We start from the raw sequence: 21410 nt of genomic DNA on the forward strand, positions 1-21410 counted from the left end.
CCGGATCCGGCGCGCCCTGTGCCGTGTGCACGCCTGCGCCGTCGAGACCGCGCGGCACAGGGGGCGGCGGACATGGACCCGGCGCTGGGCGCAGCCGGGACCGATGGCGTACGTGACGCCCGGCACCCTCTCCGGCGCCGCGGCCTCCCGTCAGTGGCGCCAGCAGGTGGCGGGGCCGGAGCGGCTCGTGGCCCGGGTACGGTTCCCGGTCGCCCCGCTCGTCCACCTGCTGAACCCGACGCCGGCCGTATGCGGCGGGCCCGGCAGGTGCCCGCCCTCCTCGATGGCTGCGCCCGGGAGATCCGCGGCCTGGTCGCCGCCGCGGCCGACCCGGGGGCCTCTCACGACGTCCGCTCGCCACGGCCCGCCGCCGGGTGGAGGCCGCCATCGAAGCCCTTACCGGTGGCAGGGACGTCACGCCGCGCGCCGACGGCCTGCGCCATGCGGATCCGCCCCGCGCCCCACCCGGGTCCGACCGGGCGACTCGCCCTTGACCGCTTGGTCTAGACCGCGCATGATCGGCTGCGCGGCACTTCCGGGCGGCGCGGGCGAGAGGGGACAGCGGTGGCGGACGGCAGGCGGCGGGCGTTCATCGGGTCGTTCACGGCGGCCGGCGGGCCCGGGATCGTGATGGCGGAGGTCGAGCCCGACAGCGGGGCGCTGACCGTGCTGAGCAGTGTGAACGCCGTGCCTGACCCCTCCTGCCTGGCGCTCTCGCCCGACGGCGGGACGCTGTACGCGGTCAGTGAGACGCCCGACGGCGCGGTGGCCGCGTACCGGGTGAACGGCGACAAGCCCGAGCCGGCCGGGCGCCCCGTGCCGGTCGACGGCAGCGGTCCGACGCACCTCAGCCTGTTCGACGGTCACGTGCTGACCGCCAACTACGGCTCCGGCAGCGTCTCCGCGGTGCCCGTGCGCCCCGACGGCACCCTCGCGCGATCCGCCTCCGGCGTGCTCCGGCACAGCGGCGCGGGACCGCACACGCCCCGTCAGCAGGGGCCGCACGCCCACCAGGTGCAGGCCGACCCGAGCGGCCGCTGGGCCGTCAGCGTGGACCTCGGCACGGACTCGGTGCGGGTGTGCACGCTGACCGAGGGCACCCTCGCCCTGCACCGGGAGACCGCTCTGCGCCCCGGCTCGGGGCCCCGGCACCTGGCCTTCCACCCCGACGGCTCGCACGCGTACGTCGTCAACGAACTGAGCCCCTCGGTCACCGTCTGCCGCTGGGACGCCGCGGAAGGCGCCCTGACGCCGCTGTCCGAGGTCCCGGTACTGCCCGGCGCTCCGGCGCGCGACGCCTACCCGTCGGGCGTCGTCACCTCGCCCGACGGCCGCTTCGTCTGGACCGCCACCCGCGGCGAGGACGTCCTGTCCGTGCTCGCCGTCGAGGGCGAGGAACTGCGGCTGGTCACCACGGTGCCCTGCGGCGGTCACTGGCCGCGTGCCCTCACCGCCTCCGGCGGCTTCCTGTACGTCGCGAACGAACGCTCGGGCGACGTGACCTGGTTCGCCGTCGATCCGCGCACGGGCGTCCCCCGGCGCTCCGGTTCGGTCAGAGTGACCGCCGCGTCGTACGTGGTCCTGCGCTAGCGGAGGGCTGAAGGGCCGGTCCCCGCCCCATGGCGAGAAGGCCCGCTCCGAACCCGGAGCGGGCCTTCCTCGGTACGTCCACGTCCCGCGTCAGCGGACCGGAGTGCTCTGCGCCTGCTGCGGCGCGATGCCCAGGGCCGTCGTGTACTTGGCCAGGGCCAGCTTGCCGATCGCCGGGTACGGGCCGAGCGACTCGGCGGCGGAGCAGCCCGCCTCCTTCGCGGCCTCCTCCACCAGCCCCTGCTCGATCTCCGGGCCGATCAGGTACGGCGCGAGCGCCAGCTGGTGCGAGCCGGAGGAGCGCAGCTGCTCGGCGACGGAGGCGATGGAGCCCTCCTGGTCCAGGGCCGCCGCCATGACCGGCACGGCCAGGCGCGCGGCGAGCAGCATGCCGGTGATGCCGGCCGCCTGCACCGCCTCGTCACCGCCCACGGAGGCCAGGATGATGCCGTCCGCGGCGGTCGCCACGGTGAACAGCCGGGCGCGGTCGGCACGGGCAAGACCGGCCTCGGACAGCCGCACGTGCAGCGCCTCGGCGAGCAGCGGGTGCGGACCGAGGACGTCGGTCAGCTCGGCGGCGACACGGCTCTCCATGAGGGCCTGACGGACCTGGCGCAGCAGCGCGCTGTCCGGGCCGGCGAGCAGCGGCACGACGACGGCGACGGGGCCGTCGGGCATCTTGACGTCCATGCCGGCGGCGCGGGCCTGCTCGAAACGGGCCGTGCGCTCCTCGGCGGCGTGCACGAGCACGGCTTGCAGCGAGGGGAACTCCGCGTTGTCCCCGTCGAGGTACCCGATGCGGGCGTCGAGGCCGGGCAGCTCGGAGCGGGCGATGCTCACGACCTCCTCGGCGAGGCTGCGCGTGGCGCTACTGGGCGTCCCCGGCACGGCGAGGACGAGCGCGGGCGCGCCCTCGGGAGCGACCAGCGGCTCGGGACGGCGATGCCGTCCGGGCTGGCGGGGGCGCGGCATTCGTACGGGCAGGCCATCCGCGGGCCCAGTGGGGGAACTCATGGCGCCGCATGTTACTGGCTTCTTGGGTTCCCCTGTTCGGGGAGGGTGCAGGTGAGCGGTATCCGTCCTGTTTTGTCTGATGAGTTACATACGGGCTGGGTATCGTCGGATCAATCACCCGGCCGAGTGGTCACGGACAGCATCCTCGGGTCGGCCGGCAGCATGAGCGAACCGGTGCTCAGTGCGGCCGCGATACGCACCGAGCCGTCCAGCGGGTCGCCTTCGGCCGGTACCCGCCGCGCCCGCGGCAGCCGCCGGGCCAGTTCCGCGTCCAGGGGCCCCAGCAGGGGGTCGCCCAGCTTGAACAGGCCGCCGGTGACGGCGACACGGGGTTCGCCGTCGGCGGGGCACACGGCCGCCGCGGAGTCGGCCATGTGCCGGGCGGCAGCGCGCAGGATGCCCGCCGCGACCGGGTCCTCGTCGGCACAGGCGGCCACGCGGGGTGCGAAGGAGGCCAGGACAGCGGGGCGGTCCGGGCGCGGGTACAGCGCACCGGGCAGCCCCGCGACCGGTCCGAACACCTCCTCGGCACAGGCCAGCAGGCGGCGTGATCCGTCCTCGCGCCCGTCATGGGCGCGCAGCGCCGCCTCGAGACCGGCCCGGCCGATCCAGGCGCCGCCCCCGCAGTCACCGAGCAGATGCCCCCAGCCGTCCGCACGCCGCCAGCGCGTCAGATCGGTGCCGACCGCGATCAGCCCCGTGCCGCCCGCGACGACCGCGCCCGGGCGTGCTCCGAGCGCACCCACGTACGCGGTCACGGCGTCGGCGGCCAGCGCGACCCCGCGCACGCCCCATTCCCGGGCCAGGGCGCCGGGCAGTTCGGCACGCAGCCCGTCACCGAGGGAGGCAAGACCGGCCGCGCCGACGGCCACGGCGGTCAACGGCACGGGCCCGGCCTCGACGGTCAAGGCGCGGACCAGCCCGACGAGTTGGGCCATGAAGTGCCCGGGGTCGATCCCCCGCTCGCCTGTGCGCACCGGCTCGTCGGACGCCACCCGGGCCAGCGGACCGCGCTCGGCGGTCCCCAGCACGGCCCGGAGCCCGGAACCGCCGGAGTCCACGGCGAGGAAGCCGGAGCCCTCCGACGCCCCGGTCACGGCAGACGCCAGTCCACCGGTTGGCCGCCCTGGCGGATCAGCAGGTCGTTGGCCCGGCTGAACGGCCGGGAGCCGAAGAAGCCCCGGTCTGCCGACATGGGGGAGGGGTGGGCGGACTCGACGGAGGGCAGATCGCCGAGGAGTGGGCGCAGATTGCGGGCGTCACGGCCCCACAGGATGGACACCAGCGGTTTGCCGCGCCCGGCCAGGGCCCGGATCGCCTGCTCCGTGACCTCCTCCCAGCCCTTGCCCCGGTGGGCACCCGGCTTGCGCGGGGCGGTGGTCAGGGCCCTGTTGAGCAGCAGCACGCCCTGCCGGGTCCACGGCGTGAGGTCGCCGTTGGACGGCTGGGGGAGCCCCAGGTCGCTGTTGAGCTCGCGGTAGATGTTGATGAGGCTGCCGGGCAGCGGCCGCACGTCCGGCGCGACCGAGAACGACAGCCCCACCGCGTGTCCCGGTGTCGGGTACGGGTCCTGACCGACGATCAGGACGCGTACGTCGTCGAAGGGCTGCTGGAAGGCCCGCAGGACGTTCGGCCCGGCCGGGAGGTAGGTGCGTCCCGCGGCGATCTCCGCGCGGAGGAAGTCCCCCATCGTGGCGACGCGTTCGGTCACCGGTTCCAGGGCCTTCGCCCAGCCCGCTTCGACGATCTCATGCAAGGGTCGTGGTGCCACGGGCGTCACCCTACTGCCGTGCCGGCAGCGGCGATCAACCGGTGGCCAAGGCTGCATCGCCACCGCGCCCCGTGCTGTGTGCCCCGCCCAGCCCCACGCCGAGCCTCCCGCGTCCCCCGTGCCATTCGCGGCTCAGCCGACGCGTGCGGCCCGCACGCACAGCACGTCCGGCAGGTGCGAGGCGAGTTGCCGCCAGCTGTCGCCGTCGTCCGCCGACGCGAACACCTCGCCGTTGCGGTTGCCGAAGTAGACGCCCGCCGGGTCCGCGTCGTCCGTGCACATCGCGTCGCGCAGCACCGTGCCGTAGTGGTCCTCCCCGGGCAGGCCCGCCGTGAGGGGCTCCCAGCTCTTGCCCGCGTCCGCGGTCCGGTAGACCCGGCACCGGCGGTCGGCGGGGACCCGGTCGGCGTCGGCGTTGATCGGGAACACGTACGCCGTGTCCCCCCGGTGCGGATGCGCCGCCACCGCGAAGCCGAAGGTGGACGGCAGGCCCGCGCCGATGTCCGTCCACTGCGCGCCCGCGTCGTCGCTGCGGTACACCCCCCAGTGGTTCTGCAGATACAGCCGGTCCGGGGTCACGGTGTCCCGGGCGACCTTGTGCACGCACTGGCCGAATTCCGGGTTCGGGTCGGGCAGGAACACCGCGGAGACACCCGAGTTGGAGGGCGCCCAGCTCGCCCCGCCGTCGAGGGTGCGGAACACACCGGCGGTCGAGACGGCGACCGTCACCGCCTTCGGGTCGCGCGCGTCGGTGAGCACGGTGTGCAGTCCCTCACCGCCGCCGCCCGGCACCCACTTCGACCGGGTGGGGTGTTCCCACAGCGGCCGGACCAGATCGAACGTCTCCCCGCGGTCCTCCGAACGGTACAGCGCCGCCGGTTCGGTGCCCGCGTACACCACGTCCGGCTCGGCGGCGGCCGGGTGCAGCTGCCACACCCGCTCCAGGGACGCCCCCGTGTCCTTGGGGAACCTGACCGCCGGGCGGGCCGGTTCGGTCCACGTCCGGCCGAGGTCGTCGGAGTGGAACACGGACGGGCCCCAGTGCGCGCTGTCGCCGCCGGCCAGCAGCCGCGGGGTCCCGCCCCGGGTGTCGATGGCGACCGAGTACACGGCCTGAGCGTTGAAGTAGGGGCTCTCGTCGAACTCCCAGGCGCCGTCACCTCGCCGGCGCCCGATGAACAGGCCTTTGCGCGTGCCCACGGCGAGCAGTACCTCGGTCATGCCGATCACCTCCGCGGCGTCGTCGTCGACGCCTTCGTCCCGGACACCGGCCAGTCTGCACCCGACCACTGACAGTCACCCCCGGAAGCGGCTCCGCCGCAGGTCAGTGGGGTGTCGCGAGGTGTTCCGGCAGCCTCGCGGCCCGCATCGGCAAGCCGCTCGCGCGGGCCGGAGGCAGGCGGGGACCGCCCCGCCGAAAAGGTGCGGTGAGCATCCAGGCGCCGCCGTCCGTATGGGGAGGGCGGCGGGATGGCCGTGGGCTCGTGAGGAGGAGGCCTCGATGGCGTTACGTGGTCCGGGGGTGTGGTTGTGGCGCTGGCGGCGCAACCCCCTCAAGCGCCGCGCCGACCGGCTGGAGGCCTGGGTCGTGCTGGGCGTGTGGCTGCTCACGGTGTTCGTCGGGGCGGCGGCCGGGGCGGCGGTGAGCCGGTCCGTCGAGGACGGGCTGGCCCAAGAGCGTGCCACGTGGCGCCCCGTCGCGGCACGGCTCGCCGAACGCGCTCCGGGGGCGCCCGCCGGGGCCGCCCCCGCCTCCCGTGCCGAGCGGGTGTGGGCGACGGCGCGGTGGAACGCCCCGGACGGTTCCGAGCACTCGGGCCTGCTACGGGTGCCGGCCGGCAGCGCCGCCGGGACCCCGGTCATGGTGTGGACGGACCCCGACGGCCGCCAGGTCACCCGGCCCGTCACCGTCGCCCAGGCCCGCGTACGGGCGTGGCTGACCGGAGGCGCGGCGGGCGTGTGCGCCGCGGCCGTGCCCCTGGTCGCGGGCCGTGCCCTGCGCAGCCGCCTGGAGCGTCGCCGCCTCGACCGGTGGGACGTCGAGTGGGCCCGCTTCGGCCCCATGTGGGGACGCACGGCGGGATGACGCCGCCTACCGGTGCCCCTCTCCGGCCAGGGCCTGCCGGCACGTCCGCAGCAGCTCCAGGTCCGCGCGCACGCCCTGGCCGCCGGAGTCGGTCAGATGCCGCCGGGGAGAGGCGAGCTCCGCTCGGAGCAGGTCGTGCAGCGGTGTTCCCGCCGGTCCCAGGGCCGCGACGCACCCGGCGATCGTCCGGCGTGTGCGCGGGTGGTCCGCCCAAGCGGAGCGCAGCACCGGAAGGCAGTGTTCCGTTTCCCCCGCGGTCCGCCACAGCGCGCACGCGGCCGTGACCCGCTCCCAGACGTCGGCGGAGCGCGTCCCCGCACGCAGCCCGGGCCCGGCCGGACGGGCCGCCGGCCCCAGTGTTCCCAGCACGGCCGCCGCGCGTCGCCGCCGACCGCTGCCGGGGGCCGCCAGCTCCCGGAGCAGCACGGGCAGCACGGCATCCGCGTCGCCCGTGACCGACCACAGCGCGTCCGCCGCCGCGACCGCGCCGTCGGTCTCCAGCAGCCCGCGCAGCTCCGGTGCCGCCTCGCGCGCCGCACTGCCGAACGCGCCGAGGGCGCGCACCGCCGCTTCGATGACGGCGTCGCGCCGCCGCAGCCCGTCCGGCAGGCCGCGCAGCAGCCGCGACACCACCGGCACGGACTCGGCGTCGTCCAGGGCGGAGAGAGCGGACAGCAGGGGCACGGCCCGCTCGTACGCGTCGGGCGCGTCGAGCGGCACACGGGCGAGCCGTCGCCGCAAGACGGGGGCGAGCGGCACGGCGGCGCGGCCCAGGTGGGGTATCACCAGCCCCACGTCGTGCGGGACGACGGGACCGGCCAGCACCTCGGCCAGCAGTGGAACCGCCCGCGCGTCCCCGGCCCGGGCGAGTGCCTTGAGCGGGCCGCCCAAGGCGCTCGCGCCCCGCTCCCCGTGCCGTACGCGAAGCCCGGGACGACAGGTGACCAGCGTGTGGAGCGGGTCCGCTGCGGGCGCGGCCAGCTCGAACAGCTCCGCCAGGACGGCGACCGCGGCGTCGTGCAGCCACACCTCCTCCGCGCCCAGCCGGGCTCCCAGCAAGGTGACCGGCTCCGTGTGGCCCGTACGCCACTCGCGTATCAGTCCGGCCGACATCCACACGCCGTTGCACCGGTCGACGGGATCCGGACTGGTCAACTGCCCGCGCAGCAGGGCGACCCGGTCGGCCACCCGGTCTCCGAGCGCCGCGTGCAGGGTCCGCAGCAGCCGGGAGCCCTCCTCGTCCGAGGGCCGCAGCCGCCGCAGCCGTCCGGCGAGCGTGTCCGGGCCCGGACCGTCGTACCGGCGTCCTGACCGCGCCCGTCGCGCGGATCTGTCCCTGAGCAGCCGGACCGCGGTCGGCACGAGATCGGCGCCGAGCCGTTCCGGGGCGCATGAGGCGAGCTGGCCGAGCGCGGCGAGGCGGAGCCCCGGGCCGTGAGGGGGCCCGCTCAGCGCGGCCAGCAGGTCGGCCGCCTCGGCGGCGAGGGCGGCGTCGGCCGGGCGATACCGCCGGGCGAACAGCCCGAGGCTCTCCGCCAGCGCGATCAGGACCCGGTCGTCCCGCTCCACGGCGAGCCGCTCGCGCACCAGGGCGAGCACCCGCGCCGGCCGGTCGAGGAAGCGCACGAGCGCCCCGGGCACCGCCCGGCGCACGGCGGCGTCGGGGTCCGCCGCGAGCCGGACGAAGACGTCGGCACGCGCGCGCAGGGCCGCGCCGGCCCTCGCCGCGAGGTCGTCGCGGGCACCCTCGAAGCCGCCGATACTGACGAGGAGCTCTATCACCCCGGCCCGGTCGCGCCCTCCCTCGCGGACGGCGAGCGCGAGGAGAAACGGAACACAGGCGAGCGTCGAGTCGTACACATCGCCCTGGTGGTGCACGGCGCCGTACATCCCGTCGAGCGCGGTCTGCCGCTCGGCCGGGTCGGCGGAGGCCAGTCCCCGGAGCAATCCGGGCACGTCCTCCGCGCTGCCGTACGCATGCCGCAGCGAGGCCCAGTCGACCTCGTCCATCCCCCTGAACACGTTGTCCTCCCCCGGGCGAAGTGCCACCTGACGGGGAGTCTGCACCACGGCACCGACAACGAAGCGGAATCGGGAGATGACTGTGCGCGAACTGTGCGCACGATGGCTTGAGTTCGAGTCGCCGCACGGACGGGTGTCTAGACCCCGCGTCGCCCCTCGCCCGGCAGCGCCCGCTCCACGATCGCGTCCAGGCCCGCCGAATCCGGCAACGTCCCGAACGCGTGCCCCCAGTCGCCTCCCAGCCGCGTCGCGCAGAACGCGTCGGCGATCGCCGGCGGGGCATGCCTCACGAGGAGCGAGGCCTGGAGTGTCAGAGCCATCTGCTCCACGAGCCGGCGTGCCGTCGTCTGCGACGCCCCGGACAGTCCCGCCTCCAGCCGCGCCACGGCCGCGTCCAGCCGGGCGTCCGCCCCTCGGGCGAGAGCGAGCTCACCGAACAGGGCCTCGGCCGTGCCCGGTTCGCGGCGCAGCGCCCGCAGCACGTCGAGCGCGTTGACGTTCCCGGAGCCCTCCCAGATGGACAGCAGGGGAGCCTCACGGTAGTGCCGGGGCATGCCCGAGTCCTCCACGTACCCGTTGCCGCCGAGGCACTCGAGGGCCTCCGCGGTGAAGGCCGGGCCCCGCTTGGTCACCCAGTACTTGCCGACGGCGGTGGCGATCCGGCGGAACGCGGCCTCGGCCTCGTCCCCGCGTATCGCCCGGTCGGCCGCCCCGGCGAGCCGCATGGTGAGCGTCGTGGCGGCCTCGGACTCCAGCGCGAGATCGGCCAGGACGTTGCGCATCAGCGGCTGCTCCACCAGCCGCGCGCCGAACGCGCTGCGGTGCCGGGCGTGGTGCCCCGCCTCCACGAGGGACTTGCGCATCAGCGCCGCCGACATCATCACGCAGTCCAGCCGCGTGCAGTTGACCATCTCGATGATGGTCTTCACGCCCTGCCCCTCCGGACCGACCAGCCAGGCCACCGTCCCGTCGAACTCGGGCTCGCAGGAGGCGTTGGACCGGTTGCCCAGCTTGTCCTTGAGCCGCTGGATGCGGAAGGTGTTGCGGGTGCCGTCGGGCAGTACACGCGGCACCAGGAGGCACGACAGCCCGCCCGGCGCCTGGGCCAGCACGAGGAACACGTCGCACATCGGCGCCGAGGTGAACCACTTGTGCCCGCGCAGGGTGTACATCCCGGGCTCGGCCGTCGGCGTGGCCGTCGTGGTGTTCGTCCGGACGTCGGAGCCGCCCTGCTTCTCGGTCATCCCCATGCCCGCCAGCAGCCCGCGTTTCCCGGTGGGCTCCCGCAGGGCGGGGTCGTACTCCCGGCTCGTCAGCAGGGGTTCGTAGAGCTTCGCCAGCTCCGGTTGCCGGCGCAGGGCGGGGACGGCCGCGTAGGTCATCGAGGTGGGGCAGCCGTGCCCGGCCTCGGTGTGGCCCCACACCAGTCCGCCGGCCGTCCTGACGACATGGGCTCCGGGCCGGTCGTCCGTCCAGGGTGACGCGGCCAGTCCCTCCGCGATCGCCGTGCGCATCAGGTGGTGCCAGGCGGGGTGGAACTCGACCTCGTCGACGCGGTTGCCGTACCGGTCGTGCGTACGCAGCTCCGGCGCGTGCCGGTTGGCCAGGTCGGCCCACTCCTGCGCCTGGACGCTGCCGGCCCGCCGACCGAGCCGCCGCAGGTCCTCCTCGGCCCATCCGGCGCCCTCGCGCCGCAGCCCCTCCAGCAGGGCCGTGTCGTCGGAGGCGTCGTAGGGCGCGAGGGGCGGGGCCTGATTGGTGACCTCGTGCGTGGCGGGTCCGCCGCGCACCTGCTGTCCGTCCGGTGTCGAGACCATGCCGAGAGTGTTGCACTCTTCCTGCGGTCGCAGCAATCCTGCAACACCGACGGGTGCCGCGTACAGTACGTGACCATGCCGATGAACGTCCCGGCGCGGTCCGGCGCGCTCGATCTGCGCCCGCTGTCCGCCCGGTCGGTGGTGCTGAGCCTGCTGCTCGGGACGCATCCCCCGGAGCTGCCGGTGCGGGAGCTGGTGCGGCTGCTGGAGGGCTTCGACGTCGGCGGCTCCACGCTGCGGGCCGCGCTGAGCCGGATGGTGGCCGCCGGTGACCTGCGGCGCACGGACGGCGGCTACCGCCTGAGTGACCGGCTGCTGGAGCGCCAGCGCCGCCAGGACGACGCCGTGCGCCCGCGTACCCGGGCGTGGGACGGGGACTGGGAGATGGTCGTGATCACCGCGACGGGGCGGGGACCCGCCGAACGGGCCGACCTGCGCGCCCGGCTGTCCGGCCTGCGGCTGGCCGAACTGCGCGAGGGCGTGTGGCTCCGCCCGGCCAACCTGACCCGCGCCCTCCCCGGCGATCTGGACCAGGTGGTCCAGCGCTACACGGCCCGCCCCGACCGGCCCTCGCGCGAACTGGCCGAAACCCTGTGGCCACTGGGCGACTGGTCCGGCACGGCCCGGGCCCTGCTGGCCCACATCGCCGGCACCTCCCGCCCGGCCGACCGGCTGGCCGCCTTCGCCGCCGTCGTGCGGCACCTGCTCGCCGACCCCGTGCTGCCGCCCGGCCTCCTGCCCGCCGACTGGCCGGGCGCCGACCTGCGCGCCGCCTACGCCGACTACCGGCGGGAGCTGATCGGGGCGGTGGGCGCGCGGGTACGCGGCACATGACGCCGGCGGCCGTGCGCGGCGCCGCCTGGGCACTGCGCACGGCCGCCTTCACCGTGGGGGGAACCGGGGGCCGCCGGGGACTACCGGTAGGTGATGTCCGAGGCGGAGTAGAGGCAGTTCTTGCTGTCGGGCCCCGAACCGACGGCGGTGTTGTTGTTGTACTTCTGGCAGGGGACGACCTTGCGGCCGGAGTCGTTGCGGATCGTGATGTTCCGCAGCGTCGCCACGTCGTTGCGGTTGACGTTGATGCCGACGAGCCGCGCGGTGGAGCCGGTGCCGGTCACGTCGACGGTGTCGAGGTTGACCTTGCGCGTGTACTGCGTGGAGCAGTCACCGCACGAGCGGTAGAGCGTCTTGAACTCCTGCACCGCGAAGTTGGAGATGGTCAGGGTGCCGCCACCGTTGTGCTGGAAGACCTTGTCCGCCGCCTTCTTCGCGCCGCCGCCGATGACCTGGTAGGTCGCGCCGTTGCCGCCGCGGAAGGTGGCGGCGTCCTCGCCGACGTCCTCCCACCAGACGTTCTGCAGCGTGCAGCTGCCCTCGCAGTGGATGCCGTCGGCCGCGGGGGCACCGAGGATGACGTTCTTCAGCACCGCGCCGTCCGAGAGCTTGAAGATCGGGTCCTGGCCCTCCTCCTGACCGTCGCCGGCCAGGCTGCCGGTGCCGTAGAAGCGCTTCATCCCGTAGTCCTTGGTGCCGGACACGGAGATGGTGGAGGAGGTGCCCTGGCTGCCGTTGGGGGTCGGCCAGGTGGCGGCGCTCGCCGTGGAGGCGTGGGTGGTCATGATCATGCCAAGCGTAAGGCCGAGTGCGGCCAGTGCGCCGGTCGCCGCGCGCCTGCGGCGGGCGGGCGGACGTGTCGCAGAAGTCATGTCCCGATTCCTTCTGTCGTGGGGGCGGATGGGGGTCGGGTCTTCCGGTGGTCGTGCGTTCCGTGGGGGGTGCATGGAGAGGGTGGGGGCGCGCGGCATCACGTACATGAATGACGTTCGTGATTCTGTTCGCCATCCGCGACGAACGCGGCCCACTCGCGCCATGCGGTCACACTGTTGAACGGAACGTAGGCGGCAAGCGCTTTCTAGTCAACGCCTCGCGCAGAACGTAGTCGGTCAGGTCTCATCAAGACGCCGACGGCCCGGACCGGGCTGTGGGAGCGCTTCCATGACGGCCATGTCCATGCCACCATCCACCGAGGCGGGCCGGTGCATCGCCGAGCCGCCCGTACGACGTTCCTCGACACCGCGCCCCACGACGGAAGGAACCGGACGTGTCTGCCACCCCCCACCGCCCGGCGAGGAGACCCCGGCGGTCGCTTCTCCTCGCGCTCGTCACCGCGCTGCTGCCGTTGCTCGCGGCCACCGCGTTCACCGCACCCGCGGCCGCCGCCGACGGGCCCGCCCGCGGCTCCGCCCGCGAAGGGGCCGTACCCGCCGCGGCCCTCACCGAGGTCACGGACTTCGGCACCAACCCGAGCAACCTGCGCATGTACCTGTACGTGCCGGAGAGCGTGACCCCGAAGCCGGCCGTCGTGGTGGCCGTGCACTGGTGCACCGGCTCGGGCCCGGACATGTACAACGGCACCGAGTACGACACGCTGGCCGACCGGTACGGGTTCATCGTGCTCTACCCGTCCGTCACCCGCAGCAGCAAGTGCTTCGACGTCGCTTCGCCCCAGGCGCTGCGCCGCGGCGGGGGAAGCGACCCGGTCGGCATCAAGTCGATGATCGACTGGACCACTCGCACCTACAACGCCGACACCGGCCGGATCTTCGCCACCGGCATCTCCTCCGGGGCGATGATGACGAACGTCCTGCTCGGGGACTACCCGGACGTGTTCGCCGCCGGCGCCGCCTTCTCGGGTGTCCCGTTCGGCTGCTTCGCCACCACCGACGGCTCCGAGTGGAACAGCGCCTGCGCGGGCGGCACGGTCACCCGCACCCCTAGGGAATGGGGCAACCTGGTCCGCGGCGCGTACCCCGGCTACACCGGCGCCCGGCCCCGGATGCAGATCTGGCACGGCACCCAGGACGACGTGCTGCGCTACCCCAACTTCGGGGAGCAGATCAAGCAGTGGACCGACGTGCAGGGTGTCAGCCAGACGCCCACCGTCACCGACACCCCCCAGTCCGGCTGGGTCCGCACCCGCTACGGCGGTACGGGTGACCGGGCCCCCGTCGAGGCCATCAGCCTCCAGGGCGTCGGCCACAACCTGTACGCCCAGGGCATGGCGTCCCGCGCGCTCACCTTCTTCGGCCTGGACGGCTCCGGCCCGGCTCCCCAGCCCCAGCCCGGCGCCTGCAAGGTGACGGCCTCGGTGAACGCCTGGAACACCGGCCTGACCGCCACCGTGACCATCACCAACACCGGCACGACCAGCGTCAACGGCTGGAAGCTCGGCTTCACGCTGCCCGCGGGGCAGACGGTCACGGGCGGGTGGGGCGCCACGTACACACCTGCGTCAGGGTCGGTCACCGCCACCAACGTCTCGTACAACGGCACCATCGCGCCGGGTGCCGCCGTGAGCATCGGCTACCAGGCCGCTCACGGCGGCAACAGCGCGGCTCCGGCCGCGTTCACGCTCAACGGGACGGCGTGCGCGACCGGTTGACGCCGTGCTCCGGTACGTCGTACGCGGGGACGACGGGGAGCGCTTCTGCGTGTGCCGGATCAGACCGACCGGTGGTACTGGTCCGGCACGCGTACCTCGGCCCCGAGTTCCCGGGCGGCGAGCCGTGCCCACGAGGGGTTGCGCAGCAGCTCGCGGCCCAGCAGGACCGCGTCCGCCTCGCCGTTGGCCAGGATCTTCTCGGCCTGCTCGACGTCGGTGACGAGCCCGACCGCGGCGACCGGCAGGCCCGTCTCGTTCCTCACCCGGGCGGCGAAGGGGACCTGGTAGCCGGGACCGGTGGGGATGCTGACGCCGGAGGCGTTGCCGCCGCTGGAGACGTCCAGCAGGTCGATGCCGTGGGCCCGCAGGTCGGCCGCGAAGCGGACCGTGTCGTCCGCCGTCCAGCCGCCCTCGTCGAGCCATTCGGTGGCCGAGACGCGGAAGAAGAGCGGCTTGTCGTCCGGCCACACCTCCCGTACGGCGTCGACCACTTCGAGGGCGAAGCGGGTGCGGTTCTCGTACGAGCCGCCGTAGCTGTCGGTGCGGTGATTGGAATGCGGGGACAGGAACTCGTTGATCAGGTATCCGTGGGCGCCGTGGATCTCGGCGACCTCGAAGCCGGCGGCGAGCGCGCGGCGGGCCGCCGCCGCGAACTGCCCGACGATGTCCTTGATCTGATTGACTGTCAGCTCAGCCGGGGTCGGGTGCCGGTCGTCGAACGCGAGCGGGCTCGGGGCGACCGCGTCCCAGCCGTGGGCGTCCGGGCCGACCGGGGCGCCGCCCGTCCAGGGGCGGTCCGTCGACGCCTTGCGGCCGGCGTGTGCCAGCTGGATGGCCGGAATCGTCCCCTGCGCGGCGAGGAAGCGGGTGATGCGGCGGAACGCCTCGACCTGCGTGTCGTTCCAGATGCCGAGGTCGTAGGGGGAGATGCGGCCCTGCGGGGACACCGCGGTGGCCTCCACGATGATCAGGCCCGTGCCGCCGGTGGCGCGGGCGGCGTAGTGCGCGAAGTGCCAGTCGTTGGGGACCCCGGTCTCCGGGCCCTCCGGCGCCGCCGAGTACTGGCACATCGGGGACATCCAAACGCGGTTCGGGATCGTCAGCTCGCGCAGGGTGCAGGGCTCGAAGAGCGCGGTCACGGCGGACTCCATTCGTCACGGGGCCGATGTCGACTCGTACGATAGGCATCGTAGTACGGTGGATGTCAAACTACGAGGGTTCTCGTACCATGGACGTTCCCGAGGAAGTGGAGCCGCCGTGACGTCCCCAGCCGTCAGCAGTCGTGACCTGCCGCATCCCGCGCGTGACGAGATCCGGCTGGAGGGAGTGCTGCACGCGCTCTCGGATCCGATGCGGCTGCGTGTCGTGCGGGAGCTCGCCGGCGCGAGCAGTGAACTGTCCTGCTCGCACTTCGACCTGCCGGTCACCAAGTCGACCACCACGCACCACTTCCGGGTGCTGCGGGAGAGCGGGGTGATCCGGCAGGTGTACCGCGGCACCGCCAAGATGAACGGGCTGCGGCGGGACGACCTGGACGGGTTGTTCCCGGGGCTGCTGGACGCCCTACTCGGTGCCGCCGCCCGCCAGGCCGCCCGTCTCGGCGAGTGACGGCGCACCGGCCTGCTCCGCTGACAGGGTGCTGTGCGCGCCCCGGCGCGTGTCTGATCTGTAGGGAATGTGATCATGCGGTTACGTTCAGTGTGTGCTGGAAGCCTCCTTTCTAAATCTTTCTGATCGCTCTCCGGCGGACGGTGCGGTGTCCGTGCACCCCGCGTGGGAAGTGCGGGAGAACGAGGGCGCCACCCGGTGGTTCGAGTTCCGGCTGGCCTTCGCGGACGGCGCCCGCGTCGACGCGCTGGCCGTCGTGGGCGGCGGCTGTGTCTGCGTCGAGGAGGTGCGCTCGCAGCCCGCGCTGTGCCTTGACGATCTGGCCGTGCTCGCCGACTGGATCGAGGAAGCGATGGCCGAGGCGTGCGGTGAGGGGCCCGACGGCCGTGAGGGCGAGGGGCGCCGTGCCAGGCCCGCCTGGCCGCGTGGCGCGGAGGGGCGGCGGCGCGTGGCGCAGGAGTACCGCGCGGCCCAGCGCGACGGCGCCGACCCGATCCTCGCCGTCATGGGCGCGACCGGGCACAGCCGTCGCACCTGCCTCAGGCTGATCGGCCAGGCCAGGGACGAGGGCCTGCTGTCACCGCGCCGCGCCCGGCCCTGACTTGGGCAGCTCGCCTTTCACGGTCCGAGAAGGACGCCCGGCCGGGCCGAGCACCGACGGGCGGGGCTGAATGCCCACGACTTCGCACCAGTACTCGTCCGACTGCTCTTCCGCATGCTTTCGCTGCTGGTTCCGCTGATGATCATCCGGTGCCCGCCCTGGTGGGCCGTTGCTCACCGCCATGGTCATGCTCGCGGATGCGGGTCGAGCTCAGCTTGTTCTTCAACCTTGGGCTGGGCCCCTGCCGTTTGGCCCGCTCGCGGGCCAGTGGCAGAGTGAGCCGGATGATCGGACACCTGTACACCGTTGTCATCGACTGCCCCGACCCGGACGAACTCGCTGGTTTCTACGAAAAGCTGCTGTCGCTCTCACGGCAGGCGGACACCGGTGAGTTCGTCGTGCTCCAGGACGCGTCGGGCGCCCCGGTAGTCGTTTTCCAGCGGGTGGATGATTTTCGCGCGCCGCGGTGGACGGATTCCGCGCGCCCTCAGCAGATGCACATCGACGTGATGGTCGCGGACCTCGATGTGGCCGAGGCCCAGGTACTCGCCCTCGGGGCGACGCTGCTGGATGGTTCGGACAAGCCGATCGGTTACCGCGTCTACGAGGATCCCGTAGGCCATCCCTTCTGCCTGATCACTCCCGAGGGAGCCTGACCCTGTCATTTGGGGTCCGGCGTCGAAAATGACTCGAACTGGATCGCTGGCCTGGGCATTCGCCGGACGCTGAGGCGGCCTTCGTCTGATCATGTGCTCCGACCAAGGTGCACTGATCAGAACGAAGGCCGTGAGGGTGAGTCTGCTGCCTGAAGCCATTCCGGGTGAGTCTGCTGCCTGAAGCCATTCCGGAGGAAGCGCGCGCGGAAGCGTCACGCTTCCGAGACGAGTTGTACGCGTGTCTGACCGTTCGGGGCGATGAGCTGTTCGAGTTGGCGGACGCGGTGCTGTGTGCCCGGGGTGCGGTCCATTCGGCAGTCGAGCTGACGCTCCTGCCAGAACATCGACGTGGGCACGGAGCGATGTACGCCGGCCTGAACCAGGGGCGCATCGACGTGGACCGGCTGCGGTCATTGCTGGCCGGCCTGCCGCTGCCCCGGTTCCCCGACGGGCGCCTGGCCCTGGCCGTCGACGTATCACCGTGGCTGCGGTCGGACGCTCCGTGCTCGCCGGACGGGTTGTTCTGCCATGTCTACGGGCGGGCGAAGACGGCCTCACAGTTCATCCCCGGCTGGCCCTACTCGTTCGTCGCCGTGCTGGACATGGGCGCCACGTCCTGGACGCAGATCCTGGACGCGGTCCGGCTCGGCCCGGCCGGCGACGCCACCGCGGTGACCGCGGCCCAACTCCGTGACGTCGTCGAACGACTCGTCGCGGCAGGCCAGTGGGCGCCGGACGAGCCCAACATCGTCGTCGTGACCGACGCCGGCTATGACGTCACCCGCCTGGCGTGGGTCCTGCGGGACCTGCCCGTCGAGCTGGTCGGGCGCGTCCGCGGTGACCGCGTGATGCGGCTGCCAAAACCGCCACGCGTCTACGACCCGAAGGGAGGCCGACCGCCGAAGCGCGGTCCGGAGCTCCGCTTCGCCAAGTCCGAGACCTGGCCCGAGCCCTCCGTCACCACCCGCATGGCCACCGCGAACTACGGCAAGGCCGTCACGCAGGCATGGGACCGGGTCCATCCGCGGCTGACCCACCAGGCAGCCTGGCTGGAACACGATGGGGACTCCCACTGATCGAGGGCAGGTTGATCCGACTGGAAGTCGAGCATCTGTCGAAGGACCGGGCGGCCCCGGCCGTGTGGTTGTGGTCCTCCAAGACCGGCGCCGACGACGCGGACGTCGACCGGGCCTGGCAGGCGTTCCTGCGCAGGTTCGACCTGGAGCACACGTTCCGCATGTTCAAGCAGACTCTCGGCTGGACCCGCCCCAAACTGAGGGAACCGGAGGCAGCGGACCGGTGGACGTGGCTGATCATCACCGCCTACACCCAGCTCCGGCTCGCCCGCCCGCTCACTCGCGGCCTGCGGCACCCCTGGGAGAGGCCAGCCGAACCGCACCGGCTCACACCCGCTCGGGTTCGGCGGACGTTTCGGAACCTGCGCCAGCACATGCCCTGCCCCGCCAGAGCACCGAAACCCCACCGGCCCGGACCCGGACGTCCGCCCGGCACCCCGAACAGAGTCCGTGCACCCCGCTACGACGTGGGCAAAACCGTCCGACGCGAGCAGACCCTTACCGCCCTACAAGGGTTGAAAGGTTAAAGAACGCGCTCAGAGCATGCTCCGCATCCGGGTGATCTCGCTCGTCTGCTGTGCGATCACCTCGTCGGCCATCTCCTCGACGCGGATGTTGTTGCCCTGCCCCTTCACATCGGTGGCCATGGTGATCGCGCCCTGGTGATGGGTCGTCATCAAGGTGAGGAAGAGGCGGTCGAACGCCTTGCCCTCGGCGGCGCGCAGCTTCTTCAGCTGGGCCGGCGTCGCCATGCCGGGCATCGTGGCGTGCTCGTGCCGCTCGGCCTTCAGCGGTTTGCCGTACGACTTCAGCCAGCCCTTCATCGCCCCGATCTCGGGCTTCTGGCCGGCCGCGATGCGCTCGGCGATGCGCTTCACGTCCTTGGACCCGGCGCGCCTCGGGGCGAGTTCGGTCATCACCAGGGCCTGGGCGTGGTGTTCGATCATCATGCGGACGTAGGAGACGTCGGCGGAGTTGGGGGAGTCGTTCTCTTCGCGCGCATCCGCGGCCTCCTCGGCGGACAGCGTGCGATTCGCCTCGCCCGGCTCGCCCGGGGCGATCACGGAGGGCCCGTCCGCGGCGGCCGGCTTGCGATCCGGACCGGAGTCACAGCCTCCGACCGCGAGGACGGCCAGGGCGACCAGCCCCGTTGTGACGGCGGACGCCCGAGACGCATGGCGGAAGAGCACAACGACCTCCTGTGACAGGCGGGTTGGGACACACGTCGTGTTGCGGACGACGTACTGGCACGCTTCCGCGGGTCATTGATCGGGAAACTTCATTGCGGTTCTGTTGCCCCCTGTTGGTATGTGCATGGCGAAGACGATACTGCGTGGTGCGTGAACCGTTCCGCAGTGAACGGAACCAGGGAGGAAAACAGTGATCCTGTTGAACGACCGCAGAACACGCCGCAGACGCGTAGGAGTTGTGGCTGCCGCCGGCGGGCTGCTGGCCGCGCTCCTCACGGCGGCCCCGGCAGTGGCCACCCCCGACCCGGGGGACGCGCCGCCCGCGCCGAAGAAGGTTTCCAAGAGCGCTCAGGCCGAGGTCCGTGAGGCCATCCGGAGCGGCGAGATACCCGGCCAGGACGAGATCGTCCACTCCGACAACATCCGGCACCTGGCCCACGTCCCCAAGGACGCGCTCCAGGGCACGAACTCGGACCTCGCCTTCCAGGGCAGGTACGCCTTCGCGGGCAACTACGACGGCTTCCGCATCCTCGACATCAGCAACCCCAAGGTGCCGAAGACCGTCGCCCAGGTGCTGTGCCCCGGCTCGCAGAACGACATCTCCGTCTCGGGCGACCTGCTGTTCCTGTCCACCGACTCCTCGCGCAGCGACAGCAGTTGCTCCAGCACCACCCAGCCGGCGACCGAGAAGTCCTCGTGGGAGGGCATGAAGGTCTTCGACATCAGCGACAAGCGCAACCCGAGGTACGTCGCCGCCGTCGAGACCGCGTGCGGCTCGCACACCCACACGCTGGTGCCCGAGCGGCGCAACGTCTACGTGTACGTCTCCTCGTACTCGCCGAACGCCGCCTACCCCGACTGCCAGCCGCCGCACGACGGCATCTCCGTCATCAAGGTGCCGCGCAACGCCCCCGAGGAGGCGAAGGTCGTCGGCTTCCCCGTGCTGTTCCCCGGTGAGGGACCGGACGGCGGCGGCAACCCGGGCGGACCCACCAACCCGGGCGTGTCCAAGACCACCGGTTGCCACGACATCACCGTGCTGCCTTCGAAGGACCTGGCCGCGGGCGCCTGCATGGGCGACGGCATCCTGTTCTCCATCAGGGACCCCGAACGCCCGAAGGTCATCGACCGCGTGCAGGACAACGTCAACTTCGCGTTCTGGCACTCGGCGACCTTCAACCAGAAGGCGAACAAGGTCGTCTTCACCGACGAGCTGGGCGGCGGCGGTGCGGCCACCTGCAACGCGGAGATCGGTCCGAACCGCGGTGCCGACGGCATCTACGACATCGCCGGCAAGGGCGACAAGCGCAAGCTGGTCTTCCGCAGCTACTTCAAGATCCCCCGCCACCAGGCGGACACCGAGAACTGTGTCGCCCACAACGGCTCGCTCATCCCGGTCAAGGGCAAGGACATCATGGTCCAGGCCTGGTACCAGGGCGGCGTCTCCGTCTGGGAGTTCACCGACTCGGCCAACCCGAAGGAGATCGCCTACTTCGACCGGGGCCCGCTGACCACCGACGTGATCAAGTCGGGCGGCTCGTGGTCGGCGTACTACTACAACGGCTACATCTACTCGAACGAGATCGCCCGGGGCTTCGACGTCCTGAAGATCGACGACCGGCGCACCGACCCGGCCCGCCGGGTCCACCAGCGTGAGCTCAACGTGCAGACACAACCGGACTACTTCGACTGATCCCGAGGGTCGCATTCCGGTGCGGCCCCGGTCGCGAAGAACCGCGACAGATCCTTGTCGCACCTCCCGCCGGCGGCTCCGGCCTCCGGCGGGAGGCCCAGCTCCCAGTCGAGCCGGTAGCGCTTGAACAACTCGGCCCGCAGCACCGGCACCGGCATCGGCACCCCCGGCACCAAGGCCGCGTACACGGCACCCATCAGCAGGGCGCGCATCATCGGGTAGTCGCTGTCGACGTCCGGGGAGCCGTGCCGGGCCATGGTGTCGCGCAGCAGCTCGGCCAGCCGCCGCTGCTCCGGGCACTGCATGAATCCCTCGGCCTGAAGGATCCCGGCCATGTGCTGGCGCATCAGCACGGGCCGGTCCCGGGCCAGGCCGAGGATCGCGTCGATGGCCCGGGCCATCCGCTCCCGGCCGTCCTCGGTGCGTGGCTCCCGCTCCAGCGCCTCCTCCAGCGTGCGGTGCATCAGCCGGTGCACGGCGGACTGCACGAGCTGGCGCTTGCCGGGGAAGTAGTAGGACACCAGGCCACGGGCCGAGCCCGCCCGGTCCGCGATGTCGCCCAGTGTGGTCGCGTCGTAGCCCCGCTCGCCGACCAATTCGACCGCCGCCTGCAGAAGCCGCTCCCGGGAACGCCGCCGCAACTCTTCATTGACCGAGGCGCTACGCGGAGACATGCTGCAACTCCTGTGTTGACTGGCTGCCAGCCAACTATACTCAGAGCGTCCGGCCACGACCTGTCAGGTCTGGGCCGGTGATGCCGTCTGCCTCGGGCGACGCGGGGGATCGTCCGAGGCGGGCGAGTAATCCGCCCTGGTAGTGGCCTCAGGCTACTTGTGCGGCAGGT

The 21410-nt window shown here is 72.6% G+C and carries 18 protein-coding genes and 2 pseudogenes; 10 read left to right on the forward strand and 10 right to left on the reverse strand.

The annotated features are described in order from the left end of the window. Positions 1-166: 166 nt before the first annotated feature. Together AB0I06_RS07110 and AB0I06_RS07115 are read left to right on the forward strand one after the other, a co-directional pair. Positions 167-407 (forward strand): annotated as a pseudogene (locus AB0I06_RS07110) (FUSC family protein); the annotation flags it as partial. A 157-nt stretch (positions 408-564) separates the two neighbouring features. Then, on the forward strand, positions 565-1590 hold the full coding sequence (locus AB0I06_RS07115) for a lactonase family protein (protein ID WP_363117737.1): 1026 nt from the start codon (positions 565-567) through the stop codon (positions 1588-1590). Positions 1591-1680: 90 nt separating this feature from the next. On the opposite strand, the gene AB0I06_RS07120 is transcribed toward AB0I06_RS07115, so the two are convergent. From AB0I06_RS07120 to AB0I06_RS07135, 4 genes are all read right to left on the reverse strand, one after another. Beyond that, positions 1681-2604: a hypothetical protein gene (locus tag AB0I06_RS07120; protein ID WP_363117738.1), complete on the reverse strand. Its 924-nt coding sequence runs from the start codon at positions 2602-2604 to the stop codon at positions 1681-1683. A gap of 110 nt (positions 2605-2714) precedes the next feature. Further along, the gene (locus AB0I06_RS07125) at positions 2715-3701 is read right to left on the reverse strand and encodes a BadF/BadG/BcrA/BcrD ATPase family protein (RefSeq protein WP_363117739.1); all 987 of its coding nucleotides are present in this window, start codon (positions 3699-3701) and stop codon (positions 2715-2717) included. After that, on the reverse strand, positions 3698-4375 hold the full coding sequence (locus AB0I06_RS07130) for a uracil-DNA glycosylase (protein ID WP_363117740.1): 678 nt from the start codon (positions 4373-4375) through the stop codon (positions 3698-3700). Before AB0I06_RS07130 ends, AB0I06_RS07125 begins: the two co-directional genes overlap by 4 nt. Before the next feature lie 132 nt (positions 4376-4507). Then, a complete protein-coding gene (locus AB0I06_RS07135) occupies positions 4508-5665 on the reverse strand; it encodes an exo-alpha-sialidase (protein WP_363117741.1) in 1158 nt (385 codons plus the stop codon). Between the two features lie 211 nt (positions 5666-5876). Here AB0I06_RS07135 and AB0I06_RS07140 point away from each other — a divergent pair, with 211 nt between their 5' ends. Beyond that, positions 5877-6461 carry a hypothetical protein gene (locus tag AB0I06_RS07140; RefSeq protein ID WP_363117742.1) on the forward strand — a complete coding sequence of 195 codons (585 nt, stop codon included), beginning with the start codon at positions 5877-5879 and terminating at the stop codon, positions 6459-6461. Between the two features lie 6 nt (positions 6462-6467). Here the strand turns inward: AB0I06_RS07140 and AB0I06_RS07145 are convergent, their stop codons facing one another. Together AB0I06_RS07145 and AB0I06_RS07150 are read right to left on the reverse strand one after the other, a co-directional pair. Further along, positions 6468-8483: a HEAT repeat domain-containing protein gene (locus AB0I06_RS07145; protein WP_363117743.1), complete on the reverse strand. Its 2016-nt coding sequence runs from the start codon at positions 8481-8483 to the stop codon at positions 6468-6470. A 137-nt stretch (positions 8484-8620) separates the two neighbouring features. Then, a complete protein-coding gene (locus AB0I06_RS07150) occupies positions 8621-10300 on the reverse strand; it encodes an acyl-CoA dehydrogenase family protein (RefSeq protein WP_363117744.1) in 1680 nt (559 codons plus the stop codon). Between the two features lie 75 nt (positions 10301-10375). Between AB0I06_RS07150 and AB0I06_RS07155 the strand changes: the two genes are divergently transcribed. Beyond that, positions 10376-11134 (forward strand): PaaX family transcriptional regulator C-terminal domain-containing protein, encoded by a 759-nt coding sequence (locus tag AB0I06_RS07155; protein WP_363117745.1) that lies wholly within the window; start codon positions 10376-10378, stop codon positions 11132-11134. Positions 11135-11214: 80 nt separating this feature from the next. Here AB0I06_RS07155 and AB0I06_RS07160 read toward each other — a convergent pair whose 3' ends face one another. Continuing rightward, positions 11215-12006, reverse strand: coding sequence for a pectate lyase (locus AB0I06_RS07160; RefSeq protein ID WP_363117746.1), 792 nt, complete (start codon positions 12004-12006; stop codon positions 11215-11217). A 395-nt stretch (positions 12007-12401) separates the two neighbouring features. Here AB0I06_RS07160 and AB0I06_RS07165 point away from each other — a divergent pair, with 395 nt between their 5' ends. Further along, complete coding sequence (locus tag AB0I06_RS07165) at positions 12402-13742, forward strand: PHB depolymerase family esterase (RefSeq protein ID WP_363117747.1); 1341 nt, start codon at positions 12402-12404, stop codon at positions 13740-13742. A 59-nt stretch (positions 13743-13801) separates the two neighbouring features. Here the strand turns inward: AB0I06_RS07165 and AB0I06_RS07170 are convergent, their stop codons facing one another. Next, complete coding sequence (locus AB0I06_RS07170) at positions 13802-14881, reverse strand: NADH:flavin oxidoreductase/NADH oxidase (RefSeq protein WP_363117748.1); 1080 nt, start codon at positions 14879-14881, stop codon at positions 13802-13804. A gap of 118 nt (positions 14882-14999) precedes the next feature. Here AB0I06_RS07170 and AB0I06_RS07175 point away from each other — a divergent pair, with 118 nt between their 5' ends. From AB0I06_RS07175 to AB0I06_RS07190, 4 genes and pseudogenes are all read left to right on the forward strand, one after another. Then, complete coding sequence (locus tag AB0I06_RS07175) at positions 15000-15350, forward strand: helix-turn-helix domain-containing protein (RefSeq protein WP_363117749.1); 351 nt, start codon at positions 15000-15002, stop codon at positions 15348-15350. A 148-nt stretch (positions 15351-15498) separates the two neighbouring features. After that, positions 15499-15951, forward strand: coding sequence for a DUF6214 family protein (locus AB0I06_RS07180; RefSeq protein WP_363117750.1), 453 nt, complete (start codon positions 15499-15501; stop codon positions 15949-15951). A gap of 284 nt (positions 15952-16235) precedes the next feature. Beyond that, on the forward strand, positions 16236-16607 hold the full coding sequence (locus AB0I06_RS07185; RefSeq protein ID WP_363117751.1) for a VOC family protein: 372 nt from the start codon (positions 16236-16238) through the stop codon (positions 16605-16607). A 164-nt stretch (positions 16608-16771) separates the two neighbouring features. Beyond that, positions 16772-18210: pseudogene (locus AB0I06_RS07190) on the forward strand (NF041680 family putative transposase). 9 nt (positions 18211-18219) lie between these two features. Here AB0I06_RS07190 and AB0I06_RS07195 read toward each other — a convergent pair. Further along, positions 18220-18873: a DUF305 domain-containing protein gene (locus AB0I06_RS07195; RefSeq protein WP_363117752.1), complete on the reverse strand. Its 654-nt coding sequence runs from the start codon at positions 18871-18873 to the stop codon at positions 18220-18222. A gap of 190 nt (positions 18874-19063) precedes the next feature. On the opposite strand from AB0I06_RS07195, the gene AB0I06_RS07200 reads away from it, so the two are divergent. Continuing rightward, positions 19064-20566: a hypothetical protein gene (locus tag AB0I06_RS07200; protein WP_363117753.1), complete on the forward strand. Its 1503-nt coding sequence runs from the start codon at positions 19064-19066 to the stop codon at positions 20564-20566. Here AB0I06_RS07200 and AB0I06_RS07205 read toward each other — a convergent pair. Further along, positions 20554-21240: a helix-turn-helix domain-containing protein gene (locus tag AB0I06_RS07205; RefSeq protein ID WP_363117754.1), complete on the reverse strand. Its 687-nt coding sequence runs from the start codon at positions 21238-21240 to the stop codon at positions 20554-20556. The genes AB0I06_RS07200 and AB0I06_RS07205 overlap by 13 nt on opposite strands. Between the last annotated feature and the right edge of the window lie 170 nt (positions 21241-21410).

The sequence above is a fragment of the Streptomyces sp. NPDC050674 genome, from assembly GCF_040654575.1.
Lineage (GTDB): Bacteria > Actinomycetota > Actinomycetes > Streptomycetales > Streptomycetaceae > Streptomyces.